13 protein-coding genes are annotated in these 13,931 nt (G+C 72.2%); 5 read left to right on the forward strand and 8 right to left on the reverse strand.

Features of this window, described 5'->3' with window-relative positions; all coding sequences use genetic code 11:
* Positions 1–16: 16 nt before the first annotated feature.
* Positions 17–1,378: an MFS transporter gene (locus tag AB0D44_RS25920; RefSeq protein ID WP_362595180.1), complete on the reverse strand. Its 1,362-nt coding sequence runs from the start codon at positions 1,376–1,378 to the stop codon at positions 17–19.
* Positions 1,379–1,723: 345 nt separating this feature from the next.
* On the opposite strand from AB0D44_RS25920, the gene AB0D44_RS25925 reads away from it, so the two are divergent.
* Positions 1,724–2,644 (forward strand): DUF3027 domain-containing protein, encoded by a 921-nt coding sequence (locus AB0D44_RS25925; RefSeq protein WP_362595182.1) that lies wholly within the window; start codon positions 1,724–1,726, stop codon positions 2,642–2,644.
* Between the two features lie 223 nt (positions 2,645–2,867).
* On the opposite strand, the gene AB0D44_RS25930 is transcribed toward AB0D44_RS25925, so the two are convergent.
* Positions 2,868–3,866 carry a WD40 repeat domain-containing protein gene (locus tag AB0D44_RS25930; protein ID WP_362595184.1) on the reverse strand — a complete coding sequence of 333 codons (999 nt, stop codon included), beginning with the start codon at positions 3,864–3,866 and terminating at the stop codon, positions 2,868–2,870.
* Between the two features lie 76 nt (positions 3,867–3,942).
* Here AB0D44_RS25930 and AB0D44_RS25935 point away from each other — a divergent pair, with 76 nt between their 5' ends.
* Positions 3,943–4,626 carry a GDSL-type esterase/lipase family protein gene (locus tag AB0D44_RS25935; protein ID WP_362595186.1) on the forward strand — a complete coding sequence of 228 codons (684 nt, stop codon included), beginning with the start codon at positions 3,943–3,945 and terminating at the stop codon, positions 4,624–4,626.
* A gap of 5 nt (positions 4,627–4,631) precedes the next feature.
* On the opposite strand, the gene AB0D44_RS25940 is transcribed toward AB0D44_RS25935, so the two are convergent.
* The 4 genes from AB0D44_RS25940 to AB0D44_RS25955 all read right to left on the reverse strand — a co-directional run bounded on the left by AB0D44_RS25940 (position 4,632) and on the right by AB0D44_RS25955 (position 8,362).
* Positions 4,632–5,621: an aldo/keto reductase gene (locus tag AB0D44_RS25940; RefSeq protein ID WP_362595187.1), complete on the reverse strand. Its 990-nt coding sequence runs from the start codon at positions 5,619–5,621 to the stop codon at positions 4,632–4,634.
* Between the two features lie 207 nt (positions 5,622–5,828).
* Entirely contained in the window at positions 5,829–6,380 is a 552-nt protein-coding gene (gene thpR / locus AB0D44_RS25945; protein WP_362595188.1) for an RNA 2',3'-cyclic phosphodiesterase, read from the reverse strand.
* A gap of 151 nt (positions 6,381–6,531) precedes the next feature.
* The gene (locus tag AB0D44_RS25950; protein ID WP_362595190.1) at positions 6,532–7,899 is read right to left on the reverse strand and encodes an MFS transporter; all 1,368 of its coding nucleotides are present in this window, start codon (positions 7,897–7,899) and stop codon (positions 6,532–6,534) included.
* 25 nt (positions 7,900–7,924) lie between these two features.
* Entirely contained in the window at positions 7,925–8,362 is a 438-nt protein-coding gene (locus AB0D44_RS25955; RefSeq protein WP_362595192.1) for a MarR family transcriptional regulator, read from the reverse strand.
* A 118-nt stretch (positions 8,363–8,480) separates the two neighbouring features.
* On the opposite strand from AB0D44_RS25955, the gene AB0D44_RS25960 reads away from it, so the two are divergent.
* Positions 8,481–8,663 (forward strand): hypothetical protein, encoded by a 183-nt coding sequence (locus AB0D44_RS25960; protein ID WP_030010567.1) that lies wholly within the window; start codon positions 8,481–8,483, stop codon positions 8,661–8,663.
* On the opposite strand, the gene AB0D44_RS25965 is transcribed toward AB0D44_RS25960, so the two are convergent.
* The gene (locus tag AB0D44_RS25965; RefSeq protein ID WP_362595194.1) at positions 8,656–10,116 is read right to left on the reverse strand and encodes an NCS2 family permease; all 1,461 of its coding nucleotides are present in this window, start codon (positions 10,114–10,116) and stop codon (positions 8,656–8,658) included. The two genes, AB0D44_RS25960 and AB0D44_RS25965, sit on opposite strands and share 8 nt — an antisense overlap.
* Positions 10,117–10,244: 128 nt before the next feature.
* On the opposite strand from AB0D44_RS25965, the gene AB0D44_RS25970 reads away from it, so the two are divergent.
* Positions 10,245–10,559 carry a DUF2530 domain-containing protein gene (locus tag AB0D44_RS25970; RefSeq protein ID WP_362595196.1) on the forward strand — a complete coding sequence of 105 codons (315 nt, stop codon included), beginning with the start codon at positions 10,245–10,247 and terminating at the stop codon, positions 10,557–10,559.
* On the opposite strand, the gene AB0D44_RS25975 is transcribed toward AB0D44_RS25970, so the two are convergent.
* The gene (locus tag AB0D44_RS25975; protein WP_362595198.1) at positions 10,519–11,283 is read right to left on the reverse strand and encodes an NIPSNAP family protein; all 765 of its coding nucleotides are present in this window, start codon (positions 11,281–11,283) and stop codon (positions 10,519–10,521) included. The genes AB0D44_RS25970 and AB0D44_RS25975 overlap by 41 nt on opposite strands.
* A gap of 160 nt (positions 11,284–11,443) precedes the next feature.
* Between AB0D44_RS25975 and AB0D44_RS25980 the strand changes: the two genes are divergently transcribed.
* A complete protein-coding gene (locus tag AB0D44_RS25980) occupies positions 11,444–13,897 on the forward strand; it encodes an HAD-IC family P-type ATPase (RefSeq protein ID WP_362595200.1) in 2,454 nt (817 codons plus the stop codon).
* The last annotated feature ends 34 nt before the right edge of the window (positions 13,898–13,931 follow it).

The following is a 13,931-nucleotide window of genomic DNA, read 5'->3' on the forward strand; positions in this document are numbered from 1 at the left end:
CCGCCGGGAGGGGGCGCTATGCGACTCGGGGGCGGGGGGAGCCCGGGTGGTGGCGGGGGGCACCGACGACGCCGCGTACGGCCATGAACGTGCCGAGGGCCACCACGCCCGCGGCCACGGACATGCCCAGGACCCCGTTCAGCGGCAGGGCGATGCCGATCGCCCCGCCCAGCACCCACGCCATCTGGAGCAGCGTCTCCGAACGGGCGAACGCGGACGTGCGGACCGACTCGGGGACGTCCCGCTGGATCATCGCGTCCAGCGACAGCTTCGCCAGCGCCTGGCAGAACCCCGCCGTCGCGCCCAGCACCGCCATGAACACCCCGCTGAAGAAGGCCGCCGCCAGCACCGCCACCCCCAGGGTGAGGCCGAGGACGGAGGCGATGATCGCCTCCGGCGCCCTCGCCCGCAGCCACGCACCGACCGCCGTGCCGCACGCGTTGCCCACGCCCGCCGAGACGCCCACGATGCCCAGCGACACCGCCGCGCTCTGCCCCGCCAGGGGATGGTCGCGCAGCAGGAACGCCAGGAAGAAGATCAGGAACCCGGACAGGCCGCGCATCGACGCGTTCGCCAGCAGCCCGCACAGGACCGACCGGCTGACCGTCCGCAGCCCCGGCCGCCGCGAGCGCGCCTCGTGCGTGGACAGCCGGGCCCGCCGCTCGCCCTTGGCCTCGTCCACCTTGTGCGGCAGCGTGAACGCCGCGAAGGCACCCCAGACGAAGATCGCACAGGCCCCGTACAGCGGCCACTGCGGGCCGAGCTGGTGCAGCCCGGCACCCACCGGCGCCGCCACGCCCGTGGCCAGCAGCCCGGCCAGCGTGACCCGGGAGTTCGCCTTGACGAGCGAGAACCTGGGCGGCAGCAGCCGCGGCACCACGGCGCTGCGCACGACTCCGTACGCCTTCGAGGAGACCAGCACCCCCAGCGCCGCCGGATACAGCTCCAGACCCCCCGTGGCCACCGCACCCGACATCGTCAGCGCCAGCAGCGCCCGGGTCAGCATCGCCGCCGCCATCGAGGCCCGCCGCCCGTGCGGCAGACGGTCCAGCAGCGGCCCGATCACCGGAGCCAGCAGGGTGAAGGGGGCCATCGTGATCGCCAGGTACAGGGCCACCCGGCCGCGGGCCTCGTCCGTGGGCACCGAGAAGAACACCGTCGAGGCCAGCGCGACGGTGATCATCATGTCGCCGGCGCCGTTGATGGCGTGCAGCTCGATCAGTTTGCCGAGGCCCGATTCGCCGGCCCCGTGCGCGTGCGTGGCGCGCCGGATGCCGCGTGCCGTGCCCGTGATGGGCAGGTGCAGGGCACGCCCCAGGGCCCGGCCGGCCCGCCTGGCCGGTCCCGAGCCGTCGCCGGACGACCGTACGGGTGCCACCTGGCCATAGTGCCCCACAGGTCCCTCCCGGACCCCTCCCGGCGCGTCGCGGGCGCCTCGGGGCGCGCAGCCTTCTCCGCGAATCGGACCTTGCATGTGGGCCCGGGGCTTCGGAGGAGGTAGCGTGCGTAGCGCGCCACCGGCGGTTGCTCTTGGCCGCGCGCCTCTTCGCGATCCCGCAGAATGGATCGCATAAAGGTGCGCCCGGAGTCCGATCGGGTGCGGACGTCGACGCGGCCCTCTGGTCCGCTCCGCCCGCGCCACGTACGGACAGGACCGACGGGTCGTTGTGGACGACAGTACGGACGGCGCACTCGTGAGACGGCGTAGGAGAGAACGAGACCAGTGAGTGCTGCGACGACGCGAAGCCGTACCCCGCGTACCCCTGACCGCCTGTGCGTCGAGGCGGTAGACCTCGCCCGCGCGGCGGCCGAGGAGGCCGCCTACCCCGGCGTGGTGGGCGAGCACGTCTCCGCCGTCGCGGAGGGTGACCGGGTCGTCACGCACTTCTTCGAGGCCAAGGAGCCGGGCTACCGCGGCTGGCGCTGGGCCGTCACCGTGACCCGGGCGTCCCGCGCCAAGAACGTCACGCTCGACGAAACGGTGCTGCTCCCCGGCGACGATGCGCTGCTGGCCCCCGAGTGGGTGCCGTGGAGCGAGCGGCTGCGGCCCGGCGACATGGGCCCCGGCGACCTGCTGCCCACCGACGCCGAGGACCTGCGGCTGGAGCCGGGCTGGTCGGGCGAGGACACCCCGCCGCCGAACTCGGTGGTCTCCACGGAGATGGCCGAACTGGTCGAGGCGGAGGACGCGGACGTCACCGACCGCACGGTGGTCCCGGTCCGCGGCTCGATCACCTCGGTCGCCGAGGAGCTCGGCATGCGCCGGGCCCGGGTCCTGTCGCGCTACGGGCTGCACAGTGCGGCCGACCGCTGGGACGAGTCCTTCGGCGCGAAGACCCCGATGGCGCAGGCCGCGCCGGCGTCTTGCGTCTCCTGCGGCTTCCTGGTCGCGATCGGCGGCTCGCTCGGGCAGGCCTTCGGGGTCTGCGCGAACGAGTTCAGCCCGGCCGACGGGCGGCTGGTCTCGCTCTCGTACGGGTGCGGTGGGCACTCGGAGGCGGCGGTCATGCCGGCGCCGCTGCGGCCGGCTCCGCCGGTGCTCGACTCGATGGCCTCGGACGAGTTCTCGCTCCGCCCGTCCGCCGACACCGGCTCGGTCCCGACGACCCCCGACCTCCCGGCCGCCGACCTCGGCCACTCGTAGCCCACCCTGCGGGCACTCGAGCCGTCCTGGAAGACGGACGGCATCGGCACCCTCCAGCCCCGCCGGCGTTTGAGGCGCGGGCGCGGAGCGCCGTAGGGGTTCCGGGGCGCAGCCCCGGCAGCGGACGCCCGGTCCGGGGCGGGGCCCCGGCAGCGGACGCCCGGTCGGGTGGTCTGCGCACGCGAGGAAGTCCGCAGAGCGGAGCCCGCGGCGGTGGCGGCGGCTACTTCGGGCCGGCGCGGCGGAAGAGCCGCTTCGCGGCGAAGAGCAGGGCCAGGGCTCCCGCCAGGACCAGCGCGCCCTTGCCGAAGCCGCCCGGCGACTCCGGCGAGGAGGACGCGTCCGGCGGAGAGCCCGGCTTCGGAGCCGCCGACGGGGCCGCGGACGCCCCGGCCAGCGGCACCGCGACGACGCGGCTGCCCTCGCCCTCCGCCCCGAACAGCAGCGCCGAGCCGTCCGCCGCGTACGTCACCGATTCCGCCTGCCCCTGCCACGGTGCGTCCACCCGATCGCCCCCGCCCTCCGGCCGCCCGTCCTTCCACGGGTAGGTACGGGCCGAGAAGTACCCCCGCAGGGTCAGCCGGCTCCCGTCGGGGGAGAACGCCCCGTCCGTCACCCACGGCACGTCGGCGACCCGCTTGAACACGTTCGCCCCGCCCGCCGACAGCTTCTCCGGGCCCTCGTAGAGCCCGCCCTTGGTCTCGTTCTTGCTCGCGATGTAGACCCGCCCCGTCACCGGATGCACCATCAGGGCCTCGGCGTTCCGCGGCCCGTCCGCGTACCGCACCGTGAACTGCGCGGCCTTGACCGTGACATCGCCCAGCTGCTTCGGCTCCGGGAACCGGTAGATCCACACGTGGTCCCAGGTGCCGTCCCTGTTGTCCCCGATGTCGCCGACGTACAGCTGCCCGTCCGGCCCCAGGGAGATCGCCTCCACGTCCCGCGGCCGCCCGATGCCCGTCAGCGTCACCCGCGCCACCGTCGTGCCCGTCGCCGAGTCCACCGCGTAGACGTACGGGCCGTCATCGCTGTCGTTGTGCGTCCAGTACACGCCCGGATGGATCCGGCTGGCCGCAAGGCCGCTCGATTCCCTGATCCGCGGGTCGGTGATGGTGAACGAGGACGCCTCGGGCGCCTCGGCGACGGCCGAGGCGGCCGACGACGAGGGCAGCAGGGCGAGGACCAGGGCGGCGGAGGCGGACGTGACCGGCAGCAGGCGCATGAGCCCAGCCTGCCAGCCCCTACGGCGTGTCCGGCATCACAGGGGTTCCGGTCGGGTGATCCGCGATGATGACCGGATGCGTTTCATGTTCGTCGGCGACTCCATGACCATCGGACGCGCCGGCGACTACACCTGGCGCTACCGGATGTGGCAGCACCTGGGCTCCGCCCCCGGCGGGCCGTACGAGATCGTCGGCCCGCGCAGCGAGCTGTACGACACCGCCTCCGGCGCGCCCACCAGCCAGGCCTACGCCGACCCGGCCTTCCCGGCGGACGCCCGCCGCCACCTGGCCGGCTGGGGCGAGGGCTGGCAGCACATGGCCCCCCTGATCGGCCCCGCGGCCCGCGCCGGCCGCGCCGACGTCCTGCTGGTCTCCCTCGGCCTGATCGACCTCGGCTTCTACACCCGCGCCGACGACACTGCCGCCAACATGCGCCGTTTCGTCGCGGCAGCCCGGGAGGCCCGCCCCGGCATCCGGATGGTGCTCCTGCCGGTGATACCCAACATCCGCGCCGAGGAGGACGCCCCCTTCGCCGCCGAGGTGGCCCGTTTCAACGAGCTCCTGGCGAAGGCGGTGGCCGATCTGACCACCGCCGCCTCACCGATCCTGCTGGGCGCCCGCCCGGACGCGTACGACATCCACCGCGACACCTACGACGGGACCCACCCCAATGCCTCGGGCGAACACCGCCTGGCGGGCGAGTTCGCGGCCGTCCTCCACCAGGCCTGGGGCATCGGCGGCCCCTACCGGCCCGCGTAGCGCGGCTACCAGGCGAAGGCCTCCGGGGAGGGGCCGGGTCCCGGGAAGATCTCGTCGAGGGCGGCCAGCACCTCCTCGCCCAGCTCCAGCTCCAGCGCCCGCAGGGCGCTGTCCAGCTGGTCGGCCGTGCGCGGGCCGACGATCGGGCCGGTGACGCCGGGCCGGGTCAGCAGCCAGGCCAGCGCCGTCTCGCCGGGCTCCAGGCCGTGCTTGTCGAGGAGGTCCTCGTACGCCTGCACCTGGGCCCGTACCGCGGTGTTGGCCAGCGCGTCCGCCGACCGGCCGGAGGCGCGTCGCCCGCCCTCGACCTCCTTCTTGATGACCCCGCCCAGCAGCCCGCCGTGCAGCGGGGACCACGGGATGACGCCGAGCCCGTACTCCTGGGCGGCCGGGACGACCTCCATCTCGGCGCGGCGCTCGGCGAGGTTGTAGAGGCACTGCTCGCTGACCAGCCCGACCGTGCCGCGGCGGGCGGCCGTCTCGTTCGCCTGGGCGATCTTGTAGCCGGGGAAGTTCGACGAGCCCGCGTAAAGGATCTTGCCCTGCTGGATCAGCACGTCGACGGCCTGCCAGATCTCCTCGAAGGGGGTCCGGCGGTCGACGTGGTGGAACTGGTACAGGTCGATGTAATCGGTCTGGAGCCGCTTCAGGCTCGCCTCGACGGCCCGCCGGATGTTCAGCGCGGAGAGGCGGTCGTGGTTGGGCCACGGGGCGCCGTCACCGCCCATGTTCCCGTAGACCTTGGTCGCGAGGACGGTCTTGTCCCGGCGGCCGCCGCCCTGGGTGAACCAGGTGCCGAGGATCTCCTCCGTACGGCCCTTGTTCTCACCCCACCCGTAGACGTTGGCGGTGTCGACGAAGTTCAGGCCTGCGGCGAGGGCGCCGTCCAGGATGCGGTGACTGGTGGGTTCGTCTGTCTGCGGACCGAAGTTCATCGTGCCGAGGACGAGTCGGCTGACCTTGAGTCCGGTGCGTCCGAGCTGCGTGTACTTCATGGGCCCCAAGCCAACTGCTTCGAGTCCACTCGAGGCAAGAGTGCGCCTACTGCCCCACGGCGGCCGCGACGGCGACGACGACGAACATCAGCACGAGCACACCGGCCATGACACGGTTTCTGGTCTTGGGATCCACCCGTCGAGCGTAACGCGGCCGCCGCCCCCGCTCGTACGCGGACCCCGCACGGGCGGCCCGGGCCGACGGGCCTAGCCCTCCAGGGGCCAGGCCCCGACGGTCTCGTAGCGGGGCCGCTCGCCGGGGATCCCGCTGACGGGCAGGTTGCTGCACACGAGGCTCAGGGTGCCGACCTGCCAGGGGGAGCCCTCGAAGTCCGCGAGGGCGTCGAGGTACGGCCGTAGGCGGACGCCTTCGCGGGCCCGGCCCAGGGTGAGGTGCGCGGAGTACCGGCGGTGCTGCTCCATGGGCACCCCGGCCCGCCGGGCGGCGGCGTCGGCCCGCTCCGCGAGCAGGCGCACCGCGTCGAGGTCACCGGCGGCGCCGATCCACAGCGCGCGGTCGCCGAAGTGGCCGACGCCGTGCAGGCGCAGCGCGAAGGGTGCGGTGCGGGCCGCGGCGCGGGCGAGGCGGGCGTGGAGGTCCGGGAGCAGCTCGTCCCGCACCTCGCCCATGAAGGCGAGCGTGAAGTGCCAGCCCGGCTCGCCGGTCCAGGTCAACCGGTCGTCGCGCAACGGCCGTACGGCCGCGGCCAGCTCGTCCAGGGCCGCCCGGGGCGGCAGCACGGCTGCGAACAGTCTCATGCCGCCGAGCCTAGGCCGTCTCGGTTCCGGAAGCGGCACCGCCGCGGGGGCCGCCCCCGGACCTCGGCGCCTCGAACGCCGGGGGGTCGAGTCGCGCCGGCGGCATCAGGCCCGAGCCGGCGGCATCAGGCACGAGCCGGCGCCGTCGGCGTCAGGCCGCCGCCACCAGCTCGCGCTCGCGCACCGCCGGGACGAACGCCACGCCATGGCGGTCCACCCGCAGCCGCAGGTTCCCGACACGGGCCAGGACCACCGCGATCGCGACGGAGGCGAGCAGCGAGACCACGCCGCCCGCGGCCATGCCGATCCGCGCCCCGTAGGTGTCCGTGATCCAGCCCAGCAGCGGCGCCCCCAGCGGCGTGCCGCCGGTGAAGACCATCATGAACAGGGCCATGACCCGTCCCCGCATCGCGGGGTCGGTCGCCATCTGCACGCTGGAGTTGGCGGTGACGTTGACCGTCAGGCCGAAGACGCCGATCGGCATGAGCAGCGCGGCGAACAGCCAGAAGCCGGGCGCGAAGGCGGTCACGACCAGCAGACCCGAGAACAGCACGGCCGCCGCCACCAGCAGCCGCAGGCGGGAGTGCCCGCGCCGGGCGGCGAGCAGGGCGCCCGTGAGGGAGCCGGCCGCGATCAGGGTGTTGAACAGCCCGTAGGTGCCCGCGTCGCCGTGGAACACGTCGCTCACGTACGCCGACAGCCAGATCGGGAAGTTGAACCCGAAGGTGCCGATGAAGCCGACGAGGACGATCGGCCAGATCAGCTGCGGCCGGCCCGCGACGTACCGCAGGCCCTCGCGCAGCTGCCCCTTGGCGCGCGGCCGGGGCTCGACCGGGTGCAGTTCGTGCGGGCGCATCATCAGCAGGCCGGCGATGGGCGCGGCGAAGGACAGTCCGTTCAGCAGGAAGGCCCAGCCGGAGCCGAACGCGGTGATCAGCACACCGGCGATCGCCGGGCCGACCAGCCGCGCGGACTGGAAGTTGGCCGAATTCAGACTGACGGCGTTGGCGAGCTGGTCCTTGCCGACCATCTCGGGGACGAAGGTCTGCCGGGCCGGGTTGTCGAGGACGGTGACCAGGCCGAGCAGGAAGGCGGCGAGGTAGACGTGCCAGACCTGGACGTGTCCCGCCAGGGTGAGCACGGCCAGGGCGACGCCGGTCAGGCCCATCGCGCTCTGGGTGGCGAGCAGCAGCGGCCGCTTGGGCAGCCGGTCGGCGAGTACGCCTCCGTAGAGTCCGAACATCAGCATCGGCACGAACTGAAGGGCGATGGTGATGCCGACGGCGGATGCCGACCCGGTCAGGGACAGGACCAGCCAGTCCTGGGCGATGCGCTGCATCCAGGTGCCGGTGTTCGAGACGACCTGGCCGGTGGCGAAGAGCCGGTAGTTCCGGATCTTCAGCGAGCTGAACATCCCCCGGTTCTTGCCGGGAGGTGGCCCCGGGTTCTTGCCCGCGGGGGTGGTGTCGGGGGTGGATATGTGGCCGGGTGCGGAGTCTGCTCCGTTTCCCGTACTCAAAAGCGTTCGCCTCCTGGCGTCGTTCCTATAGGTGCGCGAGCTTCTCCAGGACGGGTGCGGCCTCGCGCAGCTTGGCCCATTCGTCCTCGGTCAGCTCCTCCGCGAGCCCGGCCAGGAAGGCGTTGCGCTTGCGGCGGCTCTCTTCGAGCATCGCTTCGGCCTCCTCCGTCTGGCGGACCACCTTCTGGCGGCGGTCATCGGGGTGCGGTTCCAGCGTGACCAGTCCTTTGGCCTCCAGCAACGCGACGATGCGCGTCATCGACGGCGGCTGGACGTGTTCCCGCCGGGCCAGCTCACCAGGTGTGGCCTGGCCGCAGCGGGCGAGGGTGCCGAGGACCGACATCTCGGTCGGGCTCAGCGATTCGTCGACGCGCTGGTGCTTCAGGCGCCGGCCCAGCCGCATGACGGCGGAGCGGAGGTCGTTCACGGCGGCAGCATCGTCGCCATGGGTAAGGTCACGCATGTATTTAGAGTAACTCATTACTCTGGCTAAGGAACACCATAACCGGCCGTCACTCGTAAGGGTGAGCCGGCGGCGGAAAGTGACACGCGTCCCCGGCCTGTGCCCCGACTCTTTCGGCATGGGGACACATGTGCTCAGCATGCGCATAGACGGGGAGCTCCTCGACAGGCTCCGGATTCATGCCGCCAAACGCGGAATGAGCGTCCAGGACTATGTGGTCCGGACGCTCATTCGCGATGACTTCGACGAGCGCTTCAAAGCGGCCGTCGACGAGACGGAGAAGTTCTACGGGCTTACGTGAGGCCGAGGGCCGGCATCGCGTAGTAGAAGACGAACACCGCCGACACGACGTACATGGCCACGGGGACCTCGCGGCCCCGGCCGGTCGCGGCGCGCAGCGCGCAGAAGCTCACGAAGCCGATGCCGATGCCGTTGGTGATCGAGTACGTGAACGGCATCATCACCATGGCCAGGAAGGCCGGGACGGCGATGGTGAAGTCGCTCCAGTCGATGTCCTTGACCGAGCCCGCCAGGATCAGGAAGCCGACCGCCACGAGGGCCGGGGTGGCCGCCTGGGACGGGACCATGGTGGCGAGCGGGGTGAGGAACAGCGCCACGGTGAAGAGGCCGCCGGTCACGACGTTCGCCAGCCCGGTGCGGGCGCCCTCGCCGACCCCGGCCGTGGACTCCACGAAGCAGGTGGTGGCCGAGGAGGAGGTCGCGCCGCCCGAGGCGACCGCCAGACCGTCGATCAGCAGGACCCGGTTGATGCCGGGGAAGTTGCCGTCCTTGTCGATCAGCTTCGCCTCGTCGCCGACGCCCAGGATCGTGCCCATGGCGTCGAAGAAGCAGGACAGCAGCACGGTGAAGACGAACAGGACGCCGGTCAGCAGCCCGACCTTCTCGAAGCCGCCGAAGAGGCTGACCTGGCCGACGAGCCCGAAGTCGGGGGCGGCCACCGGGTTGCCCGGCCACGCCGGGACGGTCAGGCCCCAGGCCTCGCCCGGCAGACCGGCCACGAGCTGGACGGCCACCGCGACGACGGTCATGACCACGATGGAGATCAGGATCGCGCCCGGCGTCTTGCGGATCAGCAGGGCGAGCGTGAGCAGCACGCCGACGACGAAGACCAGCACGGGCCAGCCGTGCAGGTGGCCGCCCGCGCCGAGCTGGAGCGGGACGGTGGTGTGCGCGGCGTCGGGGATGCGGGTGACGAAGCCCGAGTCGACCAGGCCGATCAGCATGATGAACAGGCCGATGCCGATGGCGATGCCCTTGCGCAGCCCCACCGGGACGGCGTTCATGACGCGCTCGCGCAGGCCGGTCGCGACCAGCAGCATCACCACGAACCCGGCCAGGACCACCATGCCCATGGCGTCGGCCCAGCTCATGCGCGGGGCGAGCTGGAGGGCGACGACCGTGTTGACGCCGAGGCCGGCGGCCAGCGCGATCGGGACGTTGCCGATGACGCCCATGAGGAGCGTGGAGAACGCGGCCGTCAGCACGGTGGCGGTGACCAGCTGGCCGCCGTCGAGCTGGTGCCCGTACATGTCCTTCGCGCTGCCCAGGATGATCGGGTTCAGCACGATGATGTAGGCCATCGCGAAGAAGGTCGCGAAGCCGCCGCGGACCTCGCGGGCGAGGGTCGAGCCGCGCTCGGAGATCCGGAAGTGGCGGTCGAGGGCCGAGGTCTCCCGAGGGCCGGGTTCCGGGGCGGTGGCCGTGGGGGCGGGGGCCGGGGCAGGGGTGCTCATACGGTCCTCATTGGGTGGTTCATACGAAAAAAATGGGCCACGCCCACATCGTTTCAGTATGAACACATGAACGAAGGAGCGTCCATCTCCGCGCGTAGACCCCGGAATCGGCGGCCTAGACTGACCGCATGGCGAAATGGACTCCGAAGCACGAGGCGCCCGAGCCCCTTGAGGGTCCGGTCGTCGCCACCATCACCGGCGGCACGATCCTCTGGTTCGCCCTCTTCGTCGTCCAGCTCCCCTTCTACGGCTGGTTCTCCGACCGCGACCTGCTGTGGTGGGTCTGGACCTGCGCGGCCGGCGGGTTCCTCGGCCTGATCGGCATCTGGTACGTCCGCGGCCGCGACGCCGCCCTCAAGCGCCACGCCGCCGCGGCGCAGGGCGAGCAGACCGGGCAGGCCGCTACGCATCCCGGGCCGCATCGGCAGCCGGGCCAGGCCTGACGCCGGGGGCGACGACCCGCTCCCCGCGGCCCCGAGCCCGCCGTACGGGCTCGAGCCGGAGCCGCTGGGGAGCTGCGCGCAGATGGGCCGACAGGTCCGGCAGCGGCCCCGCCTCCCCGGCCGTGAACCACACCAGCACCTCCTCGCCCGTCCTGACCGGCAGCGCCGGGAAGGTGTTCTGCGCGTGCTCGGTGCGGTGCACGGCCCGCGGGGCGCAACCCGCGGCGGTGAGAGCCGGTCGCAGCCGCCGCTCGAAGTGGCGGGCGAAGGCCTCCGCGTCCAGGGGGTGGCAGACGGTCGCGACGACCGGCCCCCCGGCGTCCGGGGCGGCGAAGCCCGGTCCGCGCAGCAGCAGTACGTCGTCCGAGTCCAGCATGGTCGCGTTGGCCGCCTCCCGGTGGGCCTGCCAGACGGGGCCGTCGTAGAAGGCGTGGAGCGCCCGCTCGCGCGCCGCCATGTCGGGGAAGCTGCGCAGCCAGACGAAGCGGTCCGGATCGTCCAGGTCCCGGAACCGGCCGCCGACCGTGATGCCCGCCGTCTCCTGCCCGGTGACGAACTCCCGCTCGAAGAGTTCGACCAGTGCGTCCCGGGCGCCGGGGCGCAGGGCGTACTGCCGCAGTTCGACGATCGCGTCGACCACGCCGACGGTGCTCATGGCGTGCGTGGCGGGCGTGGCGTTCCTGGTGTTCCTGCTGTTCCTGGGGTTCGCATTCCCGGTGTCCATGGCCGGAGGGTAGGCCCCGTCCACTGACACCCGCCGTCAGTGAATGCCCTCCGGCAGCGGACCGAAGGGGGGGACCTCGGGAGGATTCGGGTCATCCCGAAGTCGGATCTTCTGACGTCTCGGCGGGTGAAGCGTTCGAACCGCCCGTACCGTCGAAAGCATGACGCAGCGGGCGAAGATCGATCAGGACGGTCCGGAGCGGGCCGGCGGCGCCATCGACGCGGGGGCCGAGCTGGACCCCGTACACCCCGTGCGACCGCCCGCGCCCCGCTTCAAGCCCGGCGGCCTGAGCACCGCCGAGGTCGCCGAACGCGTGGCGCGCGGAGACGTCAACGACGTCCCCGTCCGCAGCAGCCGCTCCACCGCCGACATCGTCCGCGGCAACGTCCTCACCCGGTTCAACGCGATCATCGGCGTGCTCTGGGTGGTCATGCTCTTCGTCGCTCCGATCCAGGACAGCCTCTTCGGCTTCGTGATCATCGCGAACACCGGCATCGGCATCATCCAGGAACTGCGCGCCAAGAAGACCCTCGACGGCCTCGCCGTCATCGGCGAGGCCAAACCCAGCGTCCGCCGCGACGGCAGGACCGCGGAGATCTCCACCTCCGAGATCGTCCTCGGCGACGTCATCGAACTCGGCCCCGGCGACAAGGTCGTCGTCGACGGAGCCGTCGGCGAGGCCGACGGCCTGGAGATCGACGAGTCCCTGCTCACCGGCGAGGCCGACCCCGTCCTGAAGAAGCCCGGCGACGAGGTCATGTCCGGCTCGTTCGTCGTCGCCGGCGGCGGCGCCTTCACCGCCACCAAGGTCGGCCGCGAGGCCTACGCCGCCCAGTTGGCCGAAGAAGCCTCCCGCTTCACCCTCGTCCACTCCGAGCTGCGCTCCGGCATCTCCACCATCCTCAAGTACGTCACCTGGATGATGATCCCGACCTCCATCGGCCTCGTCATCAGCCAGCTGGTCGTCAAGGACTCCAACCTCAAGGACTCCATCGCCCGCACCGTCGGCGGCATCGTCCCGATGATCCCCGAGGGCCTCGTCCTGCTCACCTCGGTGGCCTTCGCGATCGGCGTCATCCGGCTCGGCCGCAAGCAGTGCCTGGTCCAGGAACTGCCCGCCATCGAGGGCCTCGCCCGCGTCGACGTGGTCTGCCTCGACAAGACCGGCACGCTCACCGAGGGCGGCATGGACGTCACCGAGCTCCGCCCGCTCGGCGGCGCGGACCCCTCGTACGTCACGAAGGTGCTCGGCGCCCTCGGCGAGTCCGACCCGCGGCCCAACGCCAGCCTCCAGGCGATCATCGACGCCTACCCCGACAGCGCCGAGTGGCGCTGCACCGAGTCCCTGCCCTTCTCCTCCGCCCGCAAGTACAGCGGCGCCAGCTTCAGCGAGGGCGACGGCGAGAGCAGCACCTGGCTGCTGGGCGCCCCCGACGTCCTGCTCCCCACCGGGGACCCCGCCCTCGACGAGATCCACGACCTCAACGAACAGGGCCTGCGGGTCCTCCTGCTGGCCCGCTCCGCCCGCGAACTCGACGACGAAGCCGTGGCCACCGGCGTCCGGCCGACCGCCATCGTCGTCCTCGAGCAGCGGCTCCGCCCGGACGCCGCCGACACGCTGCGCTACTTCGAGGACCAGGACGTCAAGGCGAAGGTCATATCCGGGGACAACGCCGTCTCGGTCGGCGCGGTCGCCGGCAAGCTGGGCCTGCCGGGCGCCGAGAACACCGTCGACGCCCGCAAAATGCCCGCCGAGCAGGCCGGCATGGCACACGTCCTCGACGCGAACTCCGTCTTCGGGCGCGTGACCCCGCAGCAGAAGCGGGACATGGTCGGCGCCCTCCAGTCCAAGGGCCACACGGTCGCCATGACCGGCGACGGCGTCAACGACGTCCTGGCCCTCAAGGACGCCGACATCGGCGTCTCGATGGGCTCCGGCTCCGAGGCCACCCGGGCCGTGGCCCAGATCGTCCTCCTCAACAACAGCTTCTCGACCCTCCCGTCGGTGGTCGCCGAGGGCCGCCGGGTCATCGGCAACATCACCCGCGTAGCGACCCTCTTCCTGACGAAGACGGTCTATTCGGTCCTCCTCGCGATCCTGGTGGTCTGCTCGCAGGTCGAGTACCCCTTCCTGCCCCGCCACCTGACCCTGCTGTCCACCCTCACCATCGGCATCCCCGCCTTCTTCCTGGCCCTCGCGCCGAACAAGGAACGCGCGAAACCGCACTTCGTGAAACGGGTGATGCGCTACGCCGTCCCGGGCGGCGTGATCGCGGCGACGGCCACCTTCGTGACGTACCTGGTCGCCCGCTCCCACTACACGGGCCCCGACGCCCTCAAGGCCGAAACCAGCGCGGCCACCCTGGCCCTGTTCCTCACCTCGATGTGGGTCCTGGCGATCATCGCCCGCCCGTACACGTGGTGGCGCGTCGGCCTGGTCGGCGCGATGGCCGGCGCCTTCCTGATCGTGCTGTTCGTGCCCTGGCTCCAGGACTTCTTCCAGCTCAAGCTGGAGGGCGTGACCATGCCCTGGATCGCGGTCGCGGTCGCCGCGGCGGCCGCGACCCTGATCGAGTTCACGTTCCGGTGGGTGGACCGCAGGTTCCCGGCATGAGCGGCCCCGAGCGCGTCCCGCCACGCGGACACGG

This window comes from Streptomyces sp. NPDC048349 (assembly GCF_040651925.1).
Taxonomy (GTDB): Bacteria; Actinomycetota; Actinomycetes; order Streptomycetales; family Streptomycetaceae; genus Streptomyces.

What these genes read in the sequence shown, in the direction of transcription:
- AB0D44_RS25940 (WP_362595187.1), bottom strand. Translation starts at nt 5,621, where the DNA reads ATGAAGTACACGCAGCTCGGACGCACCGGACTCAAGGTCAGCCGACTC.
- AB0D44_RS25930 (WP_362595184.1), bottom strand. Translation starts at nt 3,866, where the DNA reads ATGCGCCTGCTGCCGGTCACGTCCGCCTCCGCCGCCCTGGTCCTCGCC.
- thpR (WP_362595188.1), bottom strand. Translation starts at nt 6,380, where the DNA reads ATGAGACTGTTCGCAGCCGTGCTGCCGCCCCGGGCGGCCCTGGACGAG.
- AB0D44_RS25935 (WP_362595186.1), top strand. Translation starts at nt 3,943, where the DNA reads ATGCGTTTCATGTTCGTCGGCGACTCCATGACCATCGGACGCGCCGGC.
- AB0D44_RS25960 (WP_030010567.1), top strand. Translation starts at nt 8,481, where the DNA reads ATGGGGACACATGTGCTCAGCATGCGCATAGACGGGGAGCTCCTCGAC.
- AB0D44_RS25970 (WP_362595196.1), top strand. Translation starts at nt 10,245, where the DNA reads ATGGCGAAATGGACTCCGAAGCACGAGGCGCCCGAGCCCCTTGAGGGT.
- AB0D44_RS25980 (WP_362595200.1), top strand. Translation starts at nt 11,444, where the DNA reads ATGACGCAGCGGGCGAAGATCGATCAGGACGGTCCGGAGCGGGCCGGC.
- AB0D44_RS25975 (WP_362595198.1), bottom strand. Translation starts at nt 11,283, where the DNA reads ATGGACACCGGGAATGCGAACCCCAGGAACAGCAGGAACACCAGGAAC.
- AB0D44_RS25965 (WP_362595194.1), bottom strand. Translation starts at nt 10,116, where the DNA reads ATGAGCACCCCTGCCCCGGCCCCCGCCCCCACGGCCACCGCCCCGGAA.
- AB0D44_RS25955 (WP_362595192.1), bottom strand. Translation starts at nt 8,362, where the DNA reads ATGCGTGACCTTACCCATGGCGACGATGCTGCCGCCGTGAACGACCTC.